General features: G+C 66.4%; 16 protein-coding genes and 1 tRNA gene. 4 read left to right on the top strand and 13 right to left on the bottom strand.

Going from position 1 to position 19,012, the window contains the following annotated elements:
* Nucleotides 1–41: 41 nt before the first annotated feature.
* The 3 genes from VLI63_RS13655 (at nt 42) to VLI63_RS13645 (ending at nt 3,728) form a co-directional block, all read left to right on the top strand.
* Nucleotides 42–2,657, top strand: coding sequence for a transglycosylase domain-containing protein (locus VLI63_RS13655; RefSeq protein WP_409157409.1), 2,616 nt, complete (start codon nt 42–44; stop codon nt 2,655–2,657).
* Nucleotides 2,654–3,616 (top strand): metallophosphoesterase, encoded by a 963-nt coding sequence (locus tag VLI63_RS13650; protein WP_409157408.1) that lies wholly within the window; start codon nt 2,654–2,656, stop codon nt 3,614–3,616. The genes VLI63_RS13655 and VLI63_RS13650 overlap by 4 nt, the downstream gene beginning before the upstream one ends.
* Nucleotides 3,617–3,654: 38 nt before the next feature.
* Nucleotides 3,655–3,728, top strand: a tRNA-Pro gene (locus tag VLI63_RS13645).
* Nucleotides 3,729–3,919: 191 nt separating this feature from the next.
* Here the strand turns inward: VLI63_RS13645 and VLI63_RS13640 are convergent.
* The 12 genes from VLI63_RS13640 to VLI63_RS13585 all read right to left on the bottom strand — a co-directional run bounded on the left by VLI63_RS13640 (nt 3,920) and on the right by VLI63_RS13585 (nt 16,898).
* The gene (locus VLI63_RS13640; protein WP_409157407.1) at nt 3,920–4,600 is read right to left on the bottom strand and encodes a thymidine kinase; all 681 of its coding nucleotides are present in this window, start codon (nt 4,598–4,600) and stop codon (nt 3,920–3,922) included.
* Nucleotides 4,600–5,274: a DNA-binding response regulator gene (locus VLI63_RS13635; protein WP_409157406.1), complete on the bottom strand. Its 675-nt coding sequence runs from the start codon at nt 5,272–5,274 to the stop codon at nt 4,600–4,602. Before VLI63_RS13635 ends, VLI63_RS13640 begins: the two co-directional genes overlap by 1 nt.
* Nucleotides 5,261–6,424, bottom strand: coding sequence for a hypothetical protein (locus tag VLI63_RS13630; RefSeq protein WP_409157405.1), 1,164 nt, complete (start codon nt 6,422–6,424; stop codon nt 5,261–5,263). Before VLI63_RS13630 ends, VLI63_RS13635 begins: the two co-directional genes overlap by 14 nt.
* Nucleotides 6,421–7,599, bottom strand: a complete 1,179-nt coding sequence (locus VLI63_RS13625; RefSeq protein ID WP_409157404.1) for a sensor histidine kinase — start codon at nt 7,597–7,599, stop codon at nt 6,421–6,423. Before VLI63_RS13625 ends, VLI63_RS13630 begins: the two co-directional genes overlap by 4 nt.
* A 188-nt stretch (nt 7,600–7,787) precedes the next feature.
* Nucleotides 7,788–8,882: an Rv2578c family radical SAM protein gene (locus VLI63_RS13620; RefSeq protein ID WP_409157403.1), complete on the bottom strand. Its 1,095-nt coding sequence runs from the start codon at nt 8,880–8,882 to the stop codon at nt 7,788–7,790.
* Between the two features lie 44 nt (nt 8,883–8,926).
* Nucleotides 8,927–10,408: a malate:quinone oxidoreductase gene (locus VLI63_RS13615; protein WP_409157402.1), complete on the bottom strand. Its 1,482-nt coding sequence runs from the start codon at nt 10,406–10,408 to the stop codon at nt 8,927–8,929.
* Nucleotides 10,409–10,520: 112 nt separating this feature from the next.
* Nucleotides 10,521–10,826, bottom strand: a complete 306-nt coding sequence (locus VLI63_RS13610; protein WP_409157401.1) for a putative quinol monooxygenase — start codon at nt 10,824–10,826, stop codon at nt 10,521–10,523.
* A 78-nt stretch (nt 10,827–10,904) separates the two neighbouring features.
* Nucleotides 10,905–11,582 carry an SGNH/GDSL hydrolase family protein gene (locus VLI63_RS13605; protein WP_409157400.1) on the bottom strand — a complete coding sequence of 226 codons (678 nt, stop codon included), beginning with the start codon at nt 11,580–11,582 and terminating at the stop codon, nt 10,905–10,907.
* Nucleotides 11,583–11,631: 49 nt separating this feature from the next.
* On the bottom strand, nt 11,632–12,687 hold the full coding sequence (locus VLI63_RS13600; protein WP_409157399.1) for an aspartate-semialdehyde dehydrogenase: 1,056 nt from the start codon (nt 12,685–12,687) through the stop codon (nt 11,632–11,634).
* Nucleotides 12,684–13,949: an aspartate kinase gene (locus VLI63_RS13595; RefSeq protein ID WP_409157398.1), complete on the bottom strand. Its 1,266-nt coding sequence runs from the start codon at nt 13,947–13,949 to the stop codon at nt 12,684–12,686. The genes VLI63_RS13600 and VLI63_RS13595 overlap by 4 nt, the downstream gene beginning before the upstream one ends.
* A 178-nt stretch (nt 13,950–14,127) precedes the next feature.
* Nucleotides 14,128–14,727 (bottom strand): recombination mediator RecR, encoded by a 600-nt coding sequence (recR, locus tag VLI63_RS13590; RefSeq protein WP_185202393.1) that lies wholly within the window; start codon nt 14,725–14,727, stop codon nt 14,128–14,130.
* Between the two features lie 2 nt (nt 14,728–14,729).
* Nucleotides 14,730–16,898, bottom strand: a complete 2,169-nt coding sequence (locus VLI63_RS13585; protein WP_409157397.1) for a DNA polymerase III subunit gamma and tau — start codon at nt 16,896–16,898, stop codon at nt 14,730–14,732.
* A 212-nt stretch (nt 16,899–17,110) separates the two neighbouring features.
* On the opposite strand from VLI63_RS13585, the gene VLI63_RS13580 reads away from it, so the two are divergent.
* Complete coding sequence (locus VLI63_RS13580) at nt 17,111–17,758, top strand: SDR family oxidoreductase (RefSeq protein WP_409157396.1); 648 nt, start codon at nt 17,111–17,113, stop codon at nt 17,756–17,758.
* Nucleotides 17,759–17,821: 63 nt separating this feature from the next.
* Here VLI63_RS13580 and VLI63_RS13575 read toward each other — a convergent pair whose 3' ends face one another.
* Nucleotides 17,822–18,949, bottom strand: coding sequence for an acetate/propionate family kinase (locus VLI63_RS13575; RefSeq protein WP_409157395.1), 1,128 nt, complete (start codon nt 18,947–18,949; stop codon nt 17,822–17,824).
* Between the last annotated feature and the right edge of the window lie 63 nt (nt 18,950–19,012).

The raw sequence follows: 19,012 nt of genomic DNA, 5'->3' as shown, positions 1-19,012 counted from the left end.
CCTTCAGGTTCGACAGGGCGATCATCCCTTACCCTGATTCTATGTCTGCCCAAAAATTGAAGCCGTCCGGCGTGCTCGGAGGTCTGCTCGGCCTCCTCGGCTTCAGCGTTCTCGCCGGCGTTCTGGTCACCGCGATGGTCACCCCTGCCATCGCCGTCACCAGCATGACGGCGCAGGGCTCCATCGACATCTTCGAGAACCTGCCCGACTCGATCAAGATCAGCGCTCCCTCGCAGCAGAACCAGATCTTCGCCATGCGCGGAGGACAGCCCGAGAAGATCGCGACGATTTACAAGCAGAATCGCCAGGTCGTGGGATGGGATGCCGTCTCGCCGTTCCTCAAACAGGGCGCAGTAGACGGTGAAGACCGTCGCTTCTACGATCACGGCGGGGTGGATGTGCCGTCGATCGCGCGCGCCGCCATCACGAACACCCAGGGCGGCCAACAGAGCGGAAGCTCGACCCTCGACATGCAGCTCGTGAAGAACATCCTGGTGCAGGAAGCCTTCACGACGAAGACCGGCAAGGAGCGGGACGCCGCGATCAAGGCGGCGAGCGGATACTCCATCGACCGCAAGCTCAAGGAGATGAAGCTCGCGATCGGCCTCGACAAGGCCTACACGAAGAAGGAGATCCTGCTCGGTTATCTCAACATCGTGGGAATGGGCTCGAACACCTACGGTGTGGAGTCCGCGGCCCAGCTCTATTACGGCGTGTCCGCGAAAGACGTGACGCTTCCGCAGGCCGCCAGCCTGATCGCGATCGTGCAGCAGCCCACCGCTCAGAATCTCCTCGATCCGAAGCGGTATCCGGCGAACAAGTTGCGCCGTGACCAGATCCTCAACGCCATGCTCGCGGAGAAAGACATCACCCAGAAGCAGCACGAGGACGCGATCGCCACCACGATCGAGTCGTACGTCAAGCTCACCCCCCAGTTCAATGGATGCCGCAACGCCATCGAGGTCAACGCGAAGTGGCCCTGCGACTACGTCTCGAAGGTCATCACGGCCGACGCCAAGAAGTTCCCCGGAGCGGCTCCGGTGCTCGAGTCGCTCGGAGCCACTGCCGCCGAACGCCAGGCGAACTGGGATAAGGGCGGCTACAAGATCTACACGTCCATCGACCTCGACCTGCAGGACGCCGCGTCCGCGAGTATCGCGCAGCAGGCCCCACCGAGCGAGGCGCGCTTCCCGCTCGGCGCAGCGGCCGACACCGTCGAGGGCGGCACTGGCCGCATCCTGGTGATGACTCAGAACAAGCTCTTCGACGACGCGCCGGGCGCGGATCCGCAGACCACCACCGCGGTCAACTTCAGCACTGACTTCCCCTACGGCGGATCGCGCGGATTCCCCACCGGGTCCACCTACAAGGTCTTCGACCTCGCCAACTGGCTCCAGACCGGACACGGCCTCAACGACCTGGTCGACGGTCACAGCCCGCAGACCTACAAGTTCTCCAGCTTCAACTGCGGAGGCGTTCCGCTGGCCAACGGTGGTACGTTCCTCCTCAAGAACGACAGCGGCAGCGGCAGTTACATGACCGTCAAGTCCGCCCTGATCGGCTCGGTCAACAACTCGTTCATGCAAATGGCCCAGCGGCAGGACCTCTGCTCGATCCGAGACACCGCCGCGAGTCTCGGTGCGCATCGAGCCGACGGAACTCCGCTGAACACCAATCCGAACACCATCCTCGGCTCCAACGAGCAGGCGCCGCTGACCATCGCCGCGGCCGCCGCAGCCGTCGGAGCAAACGGCAACCACTGCGAGCCGATCATCATCGACAGCGTGGTGGATGCCGCGGGCAAGACCCTGGCGGGCCAGACCAAGACCTGCAACCAGGGCATCTCCGCCGACGTCGCCGCTGGCACGCTCAACGCGATGGCCGGAAGCATGCAGAGTGGCACCAGCTCCCCCGGCAACCCTCGCGACGGGCTGGCGATCGGTGGAAAGACCGGCACGAGCGACACGGCGGATCACGTGTGGATCATGGGAACGACGACCAAGATCGGCACCGCGGTCTGGACCGGCAACATCTCGGGACACACCAGCCTTCGAAAGAACACCAACCCGATCACCCGCCAGAACTACGCCTCCTACGCGCGCTTCAACATCTTCAAGGCCATCATGAAGCCGGCGGACGCCAAGTACGGCGGGGAGAAGTCGTTCCCCGCGGCGTCCGCTGCAATGCTCGGTGGCTCGTCGGCGATCGTGCCGAGCCTCACCGGCCAGACCACGGACCAGGCCCAGAAGCTGCTGACCAGCCTCAAGTTCCAGTACACGGATGGCGGCCCGGAAGCCTCTGGACTGCCCGCCGGTCGTATCACCCGCACCGATCCCGCCGCGGGCTCGAAGGTGCCCTCCGGCGCGAACATCACCGTCTTCACCAGTGATGGCAGCCTGTCCACCACGATGCCGAACGTGACCGGGCTCACCCGCCAGGTCGCGGATGCGGCGATCGCGAGCGCGGGCTTCGACCCGAGCAAGATCAGCTACCAGTGGGCGAAGGGCAATCCGCTGCCCGGCCAGAGCGACAGCGTCTGTATCGTGCAAGCCTCGAACCCCTCGTCGGGATCGCCGGCCACCAAGACCGATCCGGTCACCCTCACGGTGTATGGCAAGCCCGACGGAAGCGACCCGGGCGGGGTCTGCCCCAAGTGAGCAGGGCATCCGAACGGGCGGTCTCGGCTGCCCTGGCTGTCGCTGCGGTCGGACTCGGCAGTCTCGCGTGGGGCGCCCTGGTGGAGCGCAACCGGTTCACGTTGCGCACTCACACCGTGCCGGTGCTGCAGCCGGGGGCGCGTCCCCTCACCGTCTTGCATCTCGCAGACCTTCACATGGCCCCGTGGCAGCGCGACAAGCAGGAGTGGATCCGCGGCCTAGCGGTGTATGAGCCCGACCTCGTGGTCGACACCGGCGACAACCTCGGCCACGAACGGGGGATCGAGGGTGTGGAGTACGCCCTCGAGCCCTTCCGCGGCATCCCTGGCGTGTTCGTGCACGGCTCCAACGACTATTTCGGGCCCGTAGCCAAGAATCCGTTCACCTACTTCACCGCACCGTCGAAGGCGGACCACACGCAGGCCCGCCTGGACAACGGCAGGCTCACCTCCTATCTCGAAGGACTCGGCTGGCTCGACCTCAACAACACCGCCAGGGCGATGAGCATCAAGGGCTCGCGCCTCGAATTCCTCGGGGTGAACGACGCCCACGTCGGGTGGGACAAGCTCGCGAAGCTCCCGGGCGCGATGGACGAGATGCGCGAAAACGTGGGCTGGGCGGATGAATCGGGCGGGCCGAATCCCGTGACCATCGGCCTCACCCACTCGCCGTACCAGCGCGTACTCAACTCCCTCGTCAACTACGGCTCCGAGCTCATCTTCGCCGGCCACACCCACGGCGGGCAGGTCTGCGTGCCCGGCTATGGTGCCCTGGTGACCAACTGCGACATCCCGCGGGACCAGGTGAAGGGCCTCAGCCTCTGGACGCACGCCCGTCGCACCGCGTATCTCAACGTGTCGGCCGGGCTCGGAACATCCATCTACGCGCCGGTCCGCTTCGCCTGCCGGCCAGAGGCGACGCTGTTGACACTCACTGCCCGAGATATCAGCTATTCTTGACAAGGTCCGTTTTGCGGACCGGCTCGTTTCTTGGGCATCGGGGTGTGGCGCAGTTTGGTAGCGCGCTTCGTTCGGGACGAAGAGGTCGCAGGTTCAAATCCTGTTACCCCGACAGTAGTGACACAGCAGGGCCGCACAGTGTGCGGCCCTGCTGTCGTTTGTGCACGCCGCTGCGTCGAGTTGCCCGAATGTGTCGCGATCCCTGGTGGATAGCGACCATTCCGGGCGACTCGGCGACTCGGCCATAAAGCGACCCGGCCACCAAGCGACACGGCGACTACCGCAATCCCGCAGCGGTGACGGCTACTCGAAGTCCATGTCGGGAGCCGACCCGTAGGCGGAATCGGGCTGGTCCACGAGCACTCGCCGTCGACCGCTGCCGAGCAGGCCGTGACTCTCCTCGAGGTAACAGGCTCCGCAGAGGGACTCGTAGGTCACCTCGAGCGCCCCGTCGATGGCCACCTGGTCTCCGTCGAAGATGAACCGGCCGTCGATCTTCCGCGCGTTGAACATGGCCTTGCGACCACACCGGCAGATCGTCTTGAGCTCCTCGAGCGAATGCGCGACCTCGAGCAGGCGCCGGCTTCCCGGAAAGGCGACGGTCTGGAAGTCGGTGCGGATGCCGTACGCCATCACCGGCACCGCCTCCACGATCGCGATGCGCAACAGGTCATCCACCTGCGTCTCGCTCAGAAACTGCGCCTCATCGACGAGGAGGCAACTCACGTTCACCCCGGTCTCCGCGAGCACCCGCGCACGCTCGCGCTCGAACAGGGAGTACACGTCGTCATCCGGGGCGATCACGAAGTCCACCGGGCGCGTGACCCCGAGCCGGGAGACGATATCGCCCTCCCCGCGCGTATCGACGGAGGGCTTCGCCAGCAGCACCTGCTGCCCGCGTTCCTCGTAGTTGTAGGCGGCCTGGAGCATCGCCGTGCTCTTGCCACTGTTCATCGCGCCATAGCGAAAATAGAGCTTTGCCACTACTGGAGGTATCCGTCCTCGGCAGCGCGGCGGATGAGATCCGCCTTCTTGCTCGCCGGTCTGTTTGCTTTGGCGTATTTCTCCCGCACCCGACGCAGGTAGGTCTTCGCGGTCTCGTACTGCACGTTCATCTGGCTGGCGACCTCGGTGGTGCTGAAGCCGACAACGTAAAGCTTAAAGGCCTCCTCCTCGCCGTGGCTCAACTTGGGACGGGACTGGTGCATCGCACCGACAGGCAGCGGACGCCAGTCCTTCTGCAGGTTCTCGCCGGCCTCCACGCCCATCACCTCCCGCGCGCTGTCCATGACCTCCCGCATCGGGATGGCCTTGGAGAGGAAAGCGGATGCCCCGGCATCCAGTGCCCGCTCGCGGGCCTCTCGCGTGTCGAGGCTCGAGAGCACGATCACCTTCGCGCCGGCTGCCCGGCAGGTGCGCACCCGTGCCTCGATGGAGACCGACTCCTTGAGCTGGAAGTCGATGAAGACCAGTTCCGTCGGAAAGTTCTCGCTGTGCACGAGCTGCAGCCAGGTGCCCGCACTCAACACGAGGTCGAAGTCGGGCGCATTGGCGCTGATCCAGCTCGACAGGCTGTCGAGCAGAACCTCGTGGTCGTCGAGGATCGCGAGCCGCACGCGGCGCCCGGTGCGACCGCTGGCCGGGCTAATCGAGGTCATAGGAGAACCTCAGGGTGAGTTCGGGTTGCATGAAATCGACCTCCAGATGAGTGAAAACGGCACGCAGTACCGCCAGGAACGGAGCGAAGGTAGAGCGCAGGACAGAATCGGCGACGGGCAGGTGGGCGGTGATGACGCCGTGACCGCGCCCGCCGTAGTCCGAGAGCACGATTCGCAACTGGTCGCGGGTGAACCCGGGGATATTGGTGAAGGCCACGAGCAGAGCGCGAATCGCGGTGCGCTGGCCGATGCTCATCGCCCCGGCGACGCGACGCGGATCTTCCACCACCACGCCAGCGGCTCCGCGCCTGTTCGTGCTCTCCACCCCGGTGAGCTCCATGAGCGACTCCAACCAGGAGCGGTCCACCTCTTCGACCATCACGCTGCGAATCGAGTCGGCGATCGAGCGCGCGCGCTCGCGGTCCGCATCGGTGATCGTGTCGCTCGCGAGCACCTCCGTGAAGAACGGCAGTACGTCTCGGTTGAGGATGGTCACACGGTCCTGCTGCACCGATCGGGCGATCCCTTCCCGGAACTCGCGCACCAGACTCATGGATGCCGCCTGCGCCCGTTGCTGCCAGCGCTCGATGGAGGCGACGACCCCCTGGGAGAACATCGCCGCCGAGAGGCTGAGCGCGAGCATCGGCGTGACGGCCAGCACGATGAAGGCGAGCGGCGGACCGGGGGTGACGAGCGACGGGACCTCGAAGTAGGTGACAATCCCGATGGAGATCGCCGAGATCAGGCCACCGGCCGCGATCTCCCGGGCGGGACGGTAAGGGCCGAGCGCCACCAGCAGTATCCCCAGCGTGGCCGGCCCCCAGTCGTCGCGGATGTACGCGTTCGATCCGGCCTGGCCGACCGCCTCGCACACGATGGCGGCCATGGCCGTCACGTGCACTGCCGTATGGCTGGCTGCGGTCAGGGGGGCACGGTTGGGGCTCGAGCACGCGATGAGGATCGCTCCGGCGATTGCGAGGAGGGCAAGGGCGAGGATGGCGAACAGCGGGTTGGAGATTTCGGCCCGACCGCCGATCGTCATGAAGACCGCGTAGAGGAATGCCCCGACGGCGAGGAAGATCGCGACCGGGCCTACCCCGGTGGTGCCGGCCGGGTCGAGTTGCTGGCGGGTGCGTTCGACGGTGGTCACGAGGCATCAACCTCCGACGAGCGTTCGGAGGATCGCGCGGGCACGCGGATCATGATCGATGTTCCCCGTCCGGGAGTCGACCAGATCTGCACCGCGCCGCCCACCTCTTCGATGCGCTGGCGCACCGAATGCCGGATGCCGAGCCGGTCGGGTGCGGTCTCAGCCTCGGTGAAGCCGCGACCCGCGTCGATGACCATCACCGAGACATCCGACTCCGAACCGAAGACGGCAACCTCTGCCCGGGTGAGCCCCGAGTGGCGAAGCACATTGACCAGGCACTGTTTCACCGCGAGCCCGAGGGAGACGGAGGTCTCCGCATCGAGGCCGGAGATCGCGTCGAAGTCTCCGGTGGATTCGATGTCGAGTCCGAGGAGACGAGACTCGGCGATCGCGCCGAAGAGGGGGGTCTGCTCCCATCGGCGCCGGAGTGCCGGGTCGACAACGGGCTCCGGCTCGGTAAGCCACTCCTCCCCCACCAGGGTCTCGAGATCACGCTGCACCACGGTGCGCAGATGTGGGTCGAGGCTGTCCCCGACCGAGCCGGCGATAGCGGCAAGGTGGCTCAGGACCGTGTCGTGCAGGAGCGAAGCGGCCTTCACCTCAATGCGATGGCGCATCGCCGCAAGCTGCTCATCCCGAGCCGCTCGATGAAGCATGGGCTGGGTCCGGCGCGAGCTGCGGCGGCTGAGGCTGCCGACGATGAAGATGATCGCCGTGACCGCATAGGCAAGGAAGGTCGTGAGGAAGAACTCCCAGCGCTGTCCCGCGACGACCATCGCCGCGCCCGCCGAGATCTCGGCGGCGAGATAACCGGCGGTGCACCACGCCAGCCTCGGCACGATATGGGGGGCCGAGCCGCCCACCATCACGAGCGCGATCTTGGGGAGAGACAGCGACAGCGCATCGCTTTCGAGGATCGGGGGGCTCTGCGAGTAGAAGGTGAGAACGAACCAGTAGGTGCAGGCCGCCCCCACCACGAGGTAGGCGACCGAATAGAGAGTGTCCCGGGTGCGCGCGCTCAGGTAGAGCAGAATGAGCATCGGGACGATCGCGACCATCGCGGGCCACAGCACCGCCGAGGTGCGGGAGAACTGGAAGGCTGCGACGCTCACGAGAGCGGCGACCAGGCAGGTGTAAGCGACCGCATTGAGAGACCGGCCGAACGATCGGCTCACCGTGCGCGTTGCTAGATGGGACGGCAATCCGAGGGACATGCAGTTCCCTCCGTTGGCCGCCAGAGGTTCAGTATCTCATCGCATCCGCCGCATTTGTACCCCGTTGCGCGGATGATTCTTGCAAATTCCGCCTCGATAAGACGAAAATGTCCCCTCCTGCAGCCCGGGACAGCAAAATGTCCCCAGGTTCAGAAGAGTGTCGGTTGCTCGGCGGGAGACCGTGCGGGTTGGCCGGCGGCCTGCGCATCGATCAGCGAGGACGCACGCCCGAGTGCGGCCGTGCGTCCGGCGGCACTCGACCGGATGGCACCGGTGGCCGGGTCCACCCGACCTCGCTCCAGCCCGTGGGCTCGGATGAGCGGGGAGATCACGTCGGTGAGTCGCCGTCGATACTGCTCCGTCGCGTAAGCGCCGGTTCCGTAGAGCTCCCGGTAGCGCGGCACGAGGTGGGGATGAGCGAGACCAAGCCAGGCCAGGTACCACTCCCGGGCACCCGGCCGCAGATGGAGCGCGGTGAACATCACCGAGGTCGCACCGGCGCCCGCGATGCGAGCAAGCGCCCGGTCCAGCTGCTGCCGGGAATCCGTGAGGAAGGGCAGGATCGGCATCATGAACACCGAGCAGTCGAGCCCGAGTTGCCGCGCGGCGGTCACCGTCGCGAGCCGCGCCTCCGTACTCGGAGTGCCCGGCTCGACGGATTGCTGAAGTTCGTCGTCGAAGATGGCGATCGAGAGCGCGAGATCGACGGGCACCCGCTCATTCGCCTCCGCCAGAATGGCGAGGTCTCGCCGCAGGAGCGTGCCCTTGGTGAGGATGCTGAACGGCGTGCCCGACCGCACGAGGGCCGCGATGATGCCGGGCATCAAGCGATAACGCCCTTCGGCGCGCTGGTAGGGGTCGGTGTTGGTGCCGAGGGCGACCGGATGCCGCAGCCACGTCGGCTTGGCCAGCTCCTTGGCCAACACCTCGGCCACGTTCACCTTGACGATGATCTCGCTGTCGAAATCCTTGCCGGAGTCGAGGTCGAGATACTCGTGTGTGCGGCGAGCGAAGCAGTAGGTGCAGGCATGGCTGCACCCCCGGTAGGGATTGATCGTCCACCCGAAGGGCAGTGCCTTCGTCTCACCGGGAACGCGATTGAGTGCGCTCTTGGCCAACACTTCGTGAAACGTGATGCCGGCGAATTCCGGCGTCTGCACGCTGCGCACCAGGTTGGACAGTCTCACCAGCCCGGGCAAGGCAGTGGGGACCTCCGCTGCCAGTTCTTGACCACTCCATCGCATCGAGTCATTCGAACATATGTTCGAATATGTGTCAACCGTGAACGCTACTGGGCGATCTCGAGCACCTTCTGCGTCGACCCGAGGGTCTTCTTGGCGAGTGTCGGATCATCCGAAAGCAGCGTGCCATAGGTCGGCACCATCTCCCGGAGTTTCGGCGTCCACGCCTCGATTCGGTCCGGGAAGCAGCGTTTCAGCACATCCAGCATGATCGGGACTGCCGTGGATGCTCCGGGCGATGCCCCGAGGAGTCCCGCGATGGAGCCGTCGGCTGAGCTGATCACCTCGGTACCGAACTGCAGCACGCCACCCTTCTCCTTGTCCTTCTTGATCACCTGCACGCGCTGCCCGGCGGTGATGCTGTACCAGTCCTTCGGATCGGCGGTGGGCATGAACTCCTGCAGCTCCTTGAACTTCGCGGACTTCGAGGCGGCGAGCTGGGAGACCAGGTAGCGAACGAGTCCGAGATTCGATGCACCGGCTGCGAGCATCGGAATCAGGTTGTGCGGGCGGATCGTTGCGAAGAGATCGAACCACGAGCCGTTCTTGAGGAACTTGGTATTGAACCCCGCGTACGGCCCGAACATGAGACTGGCCTCGCCGTCGACGACGCGCGTGTCGAGGTGCGGCATCGACATCGGCGGAGCGCCGAGAGCCGGCTTGCCGTAGACCTTCGCCTGGTGGCGTGCCACGACCTCGGGGTTGTCGGTGCGGAGGAACTCCCCGCTGACCGGGAAACCGCCGAACCCGCGGATCTCGGGGATGCCGGACTTCTGGAGCAACTTGAGGGCTCCACCGCCAGCGCCCACGAAGACGAACCGGGCACGCACTTCCTGGGGCGTGCCCCCGACCTCGTGAACGACGTGCAGGCGCCAGAGGCCGTCCTTCTGGCGCGTGATGTTCTTGATGCTGTGTTCGGTGAGCAGCGCGGCGCCGTTGGAGGTGAGGTAGTCCATCAGTCCATTGGTCAGAGCGCCGAAGTCGACATCGGTGCCCGCGTCGATGCGGGTGGCAGCGATGGGCTGGTCCTTGCGGCGTCCCGGGATCATGGCGGGCGCCCAGGAGCGGATCACCGCAGGGTCGTCGCTGAACTCCATGCCGGCGAACAGCGGATGCCCGGCGAGCGCCTCTTGCCGACGGCGCAGGTAGTCGACATTCTCGGCACCCCAGACGAAGCTCATGTGCGGCACGGGGTTGATGAAGGCCTGCGGATCGGGAAGCAGGTCCTTGCCGACGAGGTACGACCAGAACTGGCGCGACACCTGGAACTGCTCGTTCACCTTCACGGCACTCGTGATCTCGATGGTGCCATCCGCCTTCTCTGGCGTGTAGTTGAGCTCACACAGGGCGGAGTGACCGGTGCCCGCGTTATTCCACGGGTTGGAGCTCTCGAGCGCGACATCCCCGAGTCTCTCGAAGATCTGGATGCTCCAGTCGGGCTGGAGCTGCTTGATGAAGGCGCCGAGGGTGGCGCTCATGATGCCGCCGCCAATCAGCGCGACGTCGACGGGTCTGCCTGGTAAAGTCACGCATCCAGTTTACGGTGGCGAATCTGCCCGCTCTCCCTGAGCGGCCACGCGACGGCGTTAAAGCCCCGGATTCTTAACCTCGGCTTCGTGCGGTCGGCACGCGTGCTGCGCCTCAATCGCCCTTGACGGCGTCGCCGAAACCGAGGGCTTCGATGGTGCGGATCTCGGGTGCCGCGGCAAGGAGCGAGCCGGCCCGAGCGAGCAGCGCCGTCACCGCCGGCGCCGCCAGGTGCGCTTCGAGCGCGTCCGGGCTCGCCCAGCGCTCGATCGTCACGATGACCGAGCCATCCGAGTAGAGCGCGTACTGCTCGCATCCCGGCTCCTGTTGCACGAGCGGGGTCGCCTCTTCGAAAGCGGCGGTCAGCTCGGGCAGTTTGCCGTCCTGCGGGGTGATGGTGGCGATGACGACGATAGACATGCTGTTCTCCTTTGAATGATGGCTAGTGACATCTTCCCCCACGTCCCGGGGAGAAGCGCGCGCCGCTGTGGCGCCCGGTCAGAGGCCGAGTTTGTGCAACTCCGACTCCATGCGCTTCGCCATCTGCGCATAACCGGTGTCGTTGGGGTGAAGGCCGTCGCTGGCCATCCATTCCGGGTGGTGCTCGATCCAGTGCGAGGCTCCGGGGATATAGTCCGCGTGGATGGCCGCTGCCGCGTCCTTCACCCAGCCCGAGATCACAGCCAGTGACGCCGGCCGGGCATCCGTGTACCAGAACGGCTCAACGACGATGAAGCGCGCATCGGGCAGCGCAGTCTTGAGCCGCTGGAAATCCGTGGTGATCTGGGCCTCGATGCGGTCGGCGGCGACGTCGTAGGAGAAGTTGTCGTTGAGACCCATGGTGATGAAGACGATTTCGGGCTTCGACGCGATCACCTCGCCGGGTTCGTCGATCGCGCTCGAGCGGTTGTTCACGAAGCCGAGTCCATTCACGCTCGGGTTGAACTCGTTCCAGTTGCGTGCCTTCGAGATCACCGTCGACCAGCGTTTGGCGGGATCGCTCGCCCCGGTGCCGAGGGTATAGGAGTCGCCGTAGAACGAGACTCGAGTGCCCGTTCCGGTGGACTCCGGTCGATCGGACCCGCGCTGACCGGTGCCGGCCGAGATCGCAACGAGAGCCGCAATGAGCAGGACGGCCGCGCACAGGCCGGCGACGAGGAGGGTGATTCGACTCATACCGGTGGTTCGGCGCGGTCGCGACCGCGGCTTGGTACCGCCGGCGGGGCTACCGTGAAACGGGAAGCTGCGCCGCGACGAGTTCCGCGATCTGCACGGCGTTGAGCGCCGCACCCTTGCGCAGGTTGTCGTTGCTGACGAACAGCGCGAGGCCGCGGTTGTTCGGCACTCCTTCGTCCTGGCGGATGCGGCCGACATACGAGGGATCGGTGCCGGCCGCGGCGAGCGGGGTCGGGATGTCGGAGAGCTCGACGCCCGGGGCATCCGCCAGCAGTTGCTTTGCACGCTCCACCGTGAGGGGGTTGCCGAACTCCGCGTTGATCGAGAGCGAGTGGCCGGTGAAGACCGGCACGCGCACGCAGGTGCCGCTCACCAGGAGCTCCGGAAGCTCGAGGATCTTGCGGCTTTCGTTGCGCAGCTTCTTCTCCTCGTCGGTCTCGAAGAGCCCGTCGTCCACGAGATTTCCGGCAAAGGGGATCACGTCGAAGGCGATCGTCTTCGGGAAGGTGGCAGCCGGGGGGAAGTCGATGGATGAACCGTCGTGCACGAGACTGCGCGGATCCTGTTCGATCGCCGCCTTCGCCTGATCGTAGAGTTCTTCGCCACCGACCAGGCCGGCTCCGGACACGGCCTGGTAGGTGGACACGATCAGTCGCTGAAGGCCGGCCTCGGCATCCAGCACCTTGAGGATCGGCATGGCCGCCATGGTCGTGCAGTTCGGGTTGGCGATGATGCCCTTGCCCGCCTCGGCGATCGCGTGCGGGTTGACCTCGCTCACGACGAGGGGCACGTCGGGATCCATGCGGAATCCCGACGAGTTGTCGATGACGGTGACACCGGCCGCGGCGAAGCGGGGCGCCTGCGCCTTGGACGTGGTGGCACCCGCGGAGAAGATGGCGATGTCGATGCCGGACGGATCCGCGGTCGACGCGTCCTCCACGACGATGTCTTCGCCCTTCCAGGGCAGGGTGCTGCCGGCGGAACGCGACGACGCGAAGAAGCGGATTCCCGCCACGGGGAAGTCCCGCTCCTCCAGGAGGCGACGAACCACGGCGCCGACCTGGCCGGTGGCTCCGACAACCGCGATGTTCACTCCGACAGTCATCGTCCCGTTCCTCCGTGAACCTTCGCGACCTCATCGGCGTCGAGGCCGAAGGCGCGGTGCACGACCCGCACGGCCTCATTGATGGTGTCGGCGCGCGTGACGACACTGATACGGATCTCGCTGGTGGAGATCATCTCGATGTTGATCCCTGCTTCGAACAAGGCGGTGAAAAGCCGGGCGGATACGCCGGCATTGGTGCGCATCCCGGCACCGACGAGAGCGAGCTTGCCGATCTGATCGTCGTACTGCAGGGAGTGGAAGCCGGTTTCGCCCTTGCTGTCTTCGAGCGCTTTCAGAACGCGGGCGCCGTCCGACTTGGGAAGGGTGAAGGAGATGTCGGCGAGGCCGGTCGCGGCCGTGGACACGTTCTGCACGATCATGTCGATGTTGGCATCGGTGGCGGCGACGATCGTGAAGATCTGTGCGGCCTTGCCGGGGACATCCGGCACGCCGACGACCGTGATCTTCGCTTCGCTCAGGTCGGCTGCCACCCCGGAGATGATGGGCTCTTCCACGTTTTCGCCTTCTTTCGGATTGACCACGAGCGTGCCCTCGTTGTTGTTGAACGACGACCGCACATGAAGCGTAACCCCGTGCCGTCGGGCATATTCCACTGCGCGAATATAGAGGACTTTCGCCCCGGCGGCGGCGAGTTCGAGCATCTCTTCGCTGGTGATGCGATCGATCTTGCGGGCGGCGGGCACGACCCGGGGGTCCGCGGTGAAGATGCCGTCGACATCCGTGTAGATCTCGCACACATCCGCGTCCAGTGCGGCAGCGAGCGCCACCGCGGTCGTGTCGGATCCCCCACGACCCAGTGTGGTGATGTCGCCGGTACCACGGTTGAAGCCCTGGAATCCGGCGACGATGGCGATGGCCCCGGCATCGAGAGCGGCGCGCACCCGCGTGGGGGCGACATCCACGATTCGAGCGCTGCCGTGTTTGGCATCGGTGCTGAGCCCAGCCTGGCTTCCGGTGTAGGAGCGGGCCTCCTGGCCCATGCTCTTGATCGCCATGGCGAGCAGCGCCATCGAGATGCGCTCCCCCGCCGTGAGCAGCATGTCGAGTTCGCGGCCAGTGGCGAGCGGAGTGACCTCGTTCGCCAGGTCGAGGAGTTCATCGGTGGTGTCGCCCATGGCCGAGACCACGACGACGACCTCGTTGCCCGCCTTGCGGGTTTCGACGATGCGCTTCGCCACTCGCTTGACGCTCTCCGCATCGGCGAGCGACGAGCCGCCGTACTTCTGCACGATCAAGCTCACTGGTACTCCTGGGGATCGGGATGCCGACTGCTGGCCGACTCCCCATCCTAAATGCTGGGCGTGGATGCGGCTGCTCTGTGACGCAGGGGCCCGGTGCTCGTCCGTTCGGTGGGGCTTCGCGGCGCTGGGCGACACCCGCGCGGGGAAGTGGAGGCGCGCGCGTTCGACGACGCGGAGACTAGTTCTCGACGAGCCGACGGCCCTCGAAGGCGCGACCGAGCGTGACCTCGTCGGCGTACTCGAGGTCACCGCCCACGGGGAGTCCGGAGGCGAGCCGGGTGACCCGCAGGTCGAGATGCATCAGCATCCGTGAGAGATAGGTCGCCGTCGCCTCCCCCTCCAGATTGGGGTCGGTGGCGATGATCACCTCGGTGACCACGCCGTCGGCGAGGCGTTGCATCAGCTGGCGGATGCGCAGGTCGTCAGGCCCGATGCCGTCGATGGGACTGATGGCACCGCCGAGCACGTGATAGAGGCCCTTGAACTCGCGGGTGCGCTCGATCGCCACGACATCCTTCGCCTCTTCGACCACACAGATCGTGGCGGGGGAACGGCGCGGATCGCGGCAAATGTTACAGAGCTCCTGCTCGGTGACGTTGCCGCAGATGTCGCAGAAGCGCACCTTCTCCTTCACCGTCATCAACACCTCAGCGAGGTGGGTCACGTCGAAGGTCTCGGTCTGCAAGATGTGGAAGGCGATGCGCTGTGCTGATTTCGGCCCGATGCCGGGCAGGCGCCCGAGTTCGTCGATCAGTTCCTGGACGATTCCGTCGTACACGCCTACTGCTCTCTCGGGGCGACCCGGGGGGTCACGGTCTGTTCTTCGATGAAGCTCGCGCCGAGGATCTCCCGCACGACGGATTCCCCGTAGCGCTGCTTGCCGTCGGCCATCGCGACCGGTGCGGGGCGTTTGGGAGCCGCGGGCTCGGTCTTCTCGACCGGCGCGATCACCGGCTCGGGCATCCGCTTCTTCTCGGCCACAGGCTTCGGCTTGGTCTCGGGCTCCGAGTCGGTGATGACCGCGGTCTCCCAGGTGGCACCGGAGGGAGCGGGTGGCTCGATGTCGGGCTCGGTCTGCTCGGGCGGCTCCTGCGAAGAGGGCGGGCCATCGGCGACCGGCGGTCGCGCTGCGGCAGGCGCGGGCGGGGCTTCCGCACGGGACGGTTCCGCGCGGGAGGTCTCCGCACGGGCGGTCAGCAGCGGACGGAACCCGAGCACGTCGTAGACGGCCTGCTTGAGGTAGTCCGAGATTCCTTCGCCGGGGGTGGTGCGCTGCTTGAGGGCATCGACGTCGGTCTGGCTGGCGAAAGACAGATCGAGGATGTTGCCGTCACGCAGCGCAAGCGGGGTCGCGGTGTAGACGACCATCCAGGCGGTTCGTTTGGCCTTCTCCACGCGCTCGAGGATCTCGGGCCAGCTGTCCTTCACCTGCTGGAAGGTGACGACGCTCGGGATGATCGGGGGCTCCGTTACCGGCTCGGGAGTCTTTGCTGCGGCACCGAAGCCGTAGACGGGGCCGGCCGGCGGTGCAGGCGTCTCGATGCGCTCGCTGGCGCTGGCTACGCGACCAACGGGCGGCCCGGGGGTCTCGACACGCTCGCTGGCGCTGGCTACGCGACCAACGGGCGGCGCGGGGGTCTCGATACGCTCACTCGCGCTCGCTGCGCGACCAACGGGCGATTCCACAGGTAGAGCAGGGCGCTCCTCGCCCGAATCGAGACCGGACGGCTGCGGCGCGGGGGTCTCGATACGCTCGCTGGCGCTCGCCACTCGAGCATCGGGACTGTCCATACCGATGCGTCGTTCCAGACGCTCGACCCGGGCGAGAGCGCCCCGGTTGCTCTCGTCGCTCGCCGGCACGAGCACGCGGGCGATCATGAGCTCCAGGTGAAGACGCGGGGAGGTGGCACCGGTCATCTCGGTGAGAGCCGAGTTGGCGACATCCGCGGCCCGGGAGAGCTCGGCGGTACCGAACCTAGAGGCCTGCTGGCCCATGCGGTCGAGCTCGTCGGGCTGCACACCGCGCAGAACCGCCGCGGCGCCGTCGCCGGTGGCGCTGACGATGATGAGGTCGCGGAGTCGCTCGAGCAGGTCTTCGACGAAGCGACGCGGATCCTGGCCGGTCTGGATGACGCGGTCGATCGCGGCGAACGCGGCCGAGGCATCCCGGGCGCCGAGCGCGTCGACGACCTCGCCGAGCAACGCACCGTGCGTGTAGCCCAGAAGTGCCACAGCGCGCTCGTACTGCACCGACGAGCCTTCGGAGCCGGCGATGAGCTGGTCGAGAAGTGACAGGGTGTCGCGCACGGAACCACCGCCGGCCCGCACGACGAGCGGCAGCACGCCGGCTTCGACATCCACCTTCTCGCTCACGCAGAGCGACTGCACGTACTCGAGCATCTGCGCAGGAGGAACGAGTCGGAATGGATAGTGGTGGGTTCGCGAACGGATAGTTCCGATCACCTTTTCGGGCTCTGTCGTCGCGAAGATGAACTTGACGTGCTCCGGCGGCTCTTCGACGATCTTCAGCAGCGCGTTGAACCCCTGTGGCGTCACCATGTGCGCCTCGTCGAGAATGAAGATCTTGTAGCGATCCCGGGCCGGCGCGAACACGGCGCGCTCCCGCAGGTCGCGCGCGTCGTCGACACCGTTGTGGCTCGCGGCATCGATCTCCACGACATCCATCGATCCGCCGCCGTCTCGGCTCAGCTCGATGCAGCTCGGGCAGACACCGCACGGAGTGTCGGTGGGGCCCTCGACACAGTTGAGGCACCGGGCCAGGATCCGGGCGGATGTCGTCTTGCCGCAGCCGCGCGGTCCGCTGAAGAGATAGGCGTGGTTGACCCGGTCGTTTCGCAGCGCAGTGCGCAGCGGATCGGTCACCTGCGACTGCCCGATCAGCTCGGCGAAAGTCTCTGGCCGATAACGGCGATACAGGGCGGTGACCACCAGCCAAGACTACCGGCAGCCACCGACCGGGCCCCCGGTGTTCGCCATCGGCCGATGGCCGCACGCTGCCCGGGGATCACCGCCTCGTCCCGCTCCCGCCCGCATGACTCCTGCAGCCTGCTGCGGCCCGGATCAGGGTGCCCGGCATCTCGGGGCCCTCCCTGCCCGATCGCACGGAGTGCAGGAATTATGCGGAGGCGTACGGTGGAGGCATGCGCATAGTCATCGCCGGAGGGCACGGAAAGATCGCCCTACTTCTCTGCCGTCAGCTCGCCGATGCCGGACACGAACCGGTCGGCATCATCCGAAAGCCCGACCAGTCCGACGACCTTCGTGCCGTCGGCGCCACTCCACTGCTGCTCGACCTCGAACATTCGACGGTCGACGAACTGGCTGCCGCGCTCACGGGCGCAGATGCCACAGTCTTCGCCGCCGGAGCGGGACCGGACAGCGGCCCGGATCGCAAGCTGACCCTGGATCGCGACGGCGCGATCCTTCTCGCCGATGCCTCCGTGCGGGCCGGGGTGCGCCGAATGATCGTGATCTCATCGATGGGCGCCGATAGCTTCGACGCCTCCTCCGACGATGGATTCCAGGTCTACCTTCGAGCGAAGAGCGAGGCGGATGCCGCGGTTCGCGAGCGTGACCTCGGCTGGACCATCGTGCGCCCGGGCAGCCTCACCGACTCGGATCCCACCGGTGTCGTGACCCTGGGCGAGTCGGTCGGCCGCGGCAGCATCCCCCGAGCGGATGTCGCCGCTCTCCTCGCCGCGCTGCTGGTCGGTGGCACCGCGGTCGGCCGCCAATTCGAAGCCATCTCGGGGCAGACGCCCCTCGACGACGCGCTCGCCGCGCTGTAGCCGGGCGCGCGAAAGCGCTACCGATCGCCCGCAGCGGTGATCGATCCACCGGTCGGTTTCGCGCTAGCGCGTCACCAGCTCTTCGACCTGGCGCGCGATCTCGAGCTCCTCGTTGGTGGGGATCACCAGCACCGCGACGGGGGAACCGTCCGGGGAGATGAAACGCGGCTTCTTCGAGATGAGTTCGTTTCGGTCGTGGTCGATCGAGATGCCGAGGAACTCGAGTCCGGCGAGCGTTCGACGGCGCAGCAGCACATTGTTCTCCCCGACCCCGGCGGTGAACACCAGGGCATCGAGTCCGCCGAGATGCGCGATGTAGGCCCCGATGTACCGGCGAACGCGGTGACGATAGACCGCGAGCGCGGCTTCGGCAGTCGAATCACCCTTCGACGCGGCATCCTGCACGTCACGCATGTCGCTGGTACCGGTGAGTCCGAGAAGGCCGCTCCGGCGATTGAGGAGGGTATCCAGGTCATCGAAGTCGAGGCCGGCGTGCCGGTGCAGGTGGATCAGCACCGCGGCGTCGATGTCCCCGGAGCGCGTGCCCATCACCAGGCCCTCGAGTGGCGTCATCCCCATGCTCGTCTCGACCGAGATCCCCCCGTCGATTGCGGCGACGGATGCCCCGTTGCCGAGGTGAAGCACGATGGTCTTGAGTTCGCCGAGCGGCCGGTCGAGGAACAGCGCGGCCTGCTCGGAGACGTACTTGTGGGATGTGCCGTGGAAGCCGTAGCGCCGCACGTGATGTTCCTCCGCGAGCTCGGCATCGATCGCGTAGGTGTAGGCGGCGGCAGGCAGCGTCTGGTGAAAAGCCGTGTCGAAGACGGCCACCTGCGGCACGTCCGGCAACGCCTTCCGTGCCGCCCGGATGCCCTGGAGGTTCGCCGGGTTGTGGAGCGGCGCGAGGGCGGAGAGCTGGTCGATCTGCGACTCCACCTCGGCAGTCACGACTGTCGCGCGATCGAAAATCGATCCGCCGTGCACCACCCGGTGGCCGACGGCGACGATCTCGTCCGCCGACCCCAGCCTCTCGAGCACCTGCCGCATCCCGGCCTCATGGTCTTCCACTCCGGAACCGGGCTCGCCGATCCGCTCGATGAGGCCGCTGAGGGCCACGTGCTCGGTCTCGACGTCGATGAGCTGGTACTTGATCGAGGACGAGCCGGAGTTGACGACGAAGATCTGGGTCACGCTGTGTCCGTTCGGATGGGGGTCTCGATACGCTCGTCGGAGCTCGCTACTCGACCAGCAGGG

The sequence above is a fragment of the Lacisediminihabitans sp. H27-G8 genome, from assembly GCF_046156175.1.
Taxonomy (GTDB): domain Bacteria; phylum Actinomycetota; class Actinomycetes; order Actinomycetales; family Microbacteriaceae; genus Lacisediminihabitans.
The sequence above is the reverse complement of the archived record's forward strand: the minus strand, read 5'-3'. Positions and strand labels throughout refer to the sequence as shown.

Bases quoted from the DNA above. Each gene is read 5' to 3' on its own strand.
- VLI63_RS13655 (WP_409157409.1), top strand. From the start codon at position 42: ATGTCTGCCCAAAAATTGAAGCCGTCCGGCGTGCTCGGAGGTCTGCTC.
- VLI63_RS13635 (WP_409157406.1), bottom strand. From the start codon at position 5,274: ATGACCTCGATTAGCCCGGCCAGCGGTCGCACCGGGCGCCGCGTGCGG.
- VLI63_RS13620 (WP_409157403.1), bottom strand. From the start codon at position 8,882: ATGCGATGGAGTGGTCAAGAACTGGCAGCGGAGGTCCCCACTGCCTTG.
- VLI63_RS13610 (WP_409157401.1), bottom strand. From the start codon at position 10,826: ATGTCTATCGTCGTCATCGCCACCATCACCCCGCAGGACGGCAAACTG.
- VLI63_RS13605 (WP_409157400.1), bottom strand. From the start codon at position 11,582: ATGAGTCGAATCACCCTCCTCGTCGCCGGCCTGTGCGCGGCCGTCCTG.
- VLI63_RS13600 (WP_409157399.1), bottom strand. From the start codon at position 12,687: ATGACTGTCGGAGTGAACATCGCGGTTGTCGGAGCCACCGGCCAGGTC.
- VLI63_RS13580 (WP_409157396.1), top strand. From the start codon at position 17,111: ATGCGCATAGTCATCGCCGGAGGGCACGGAAAGATCGCCCTACTTCTC.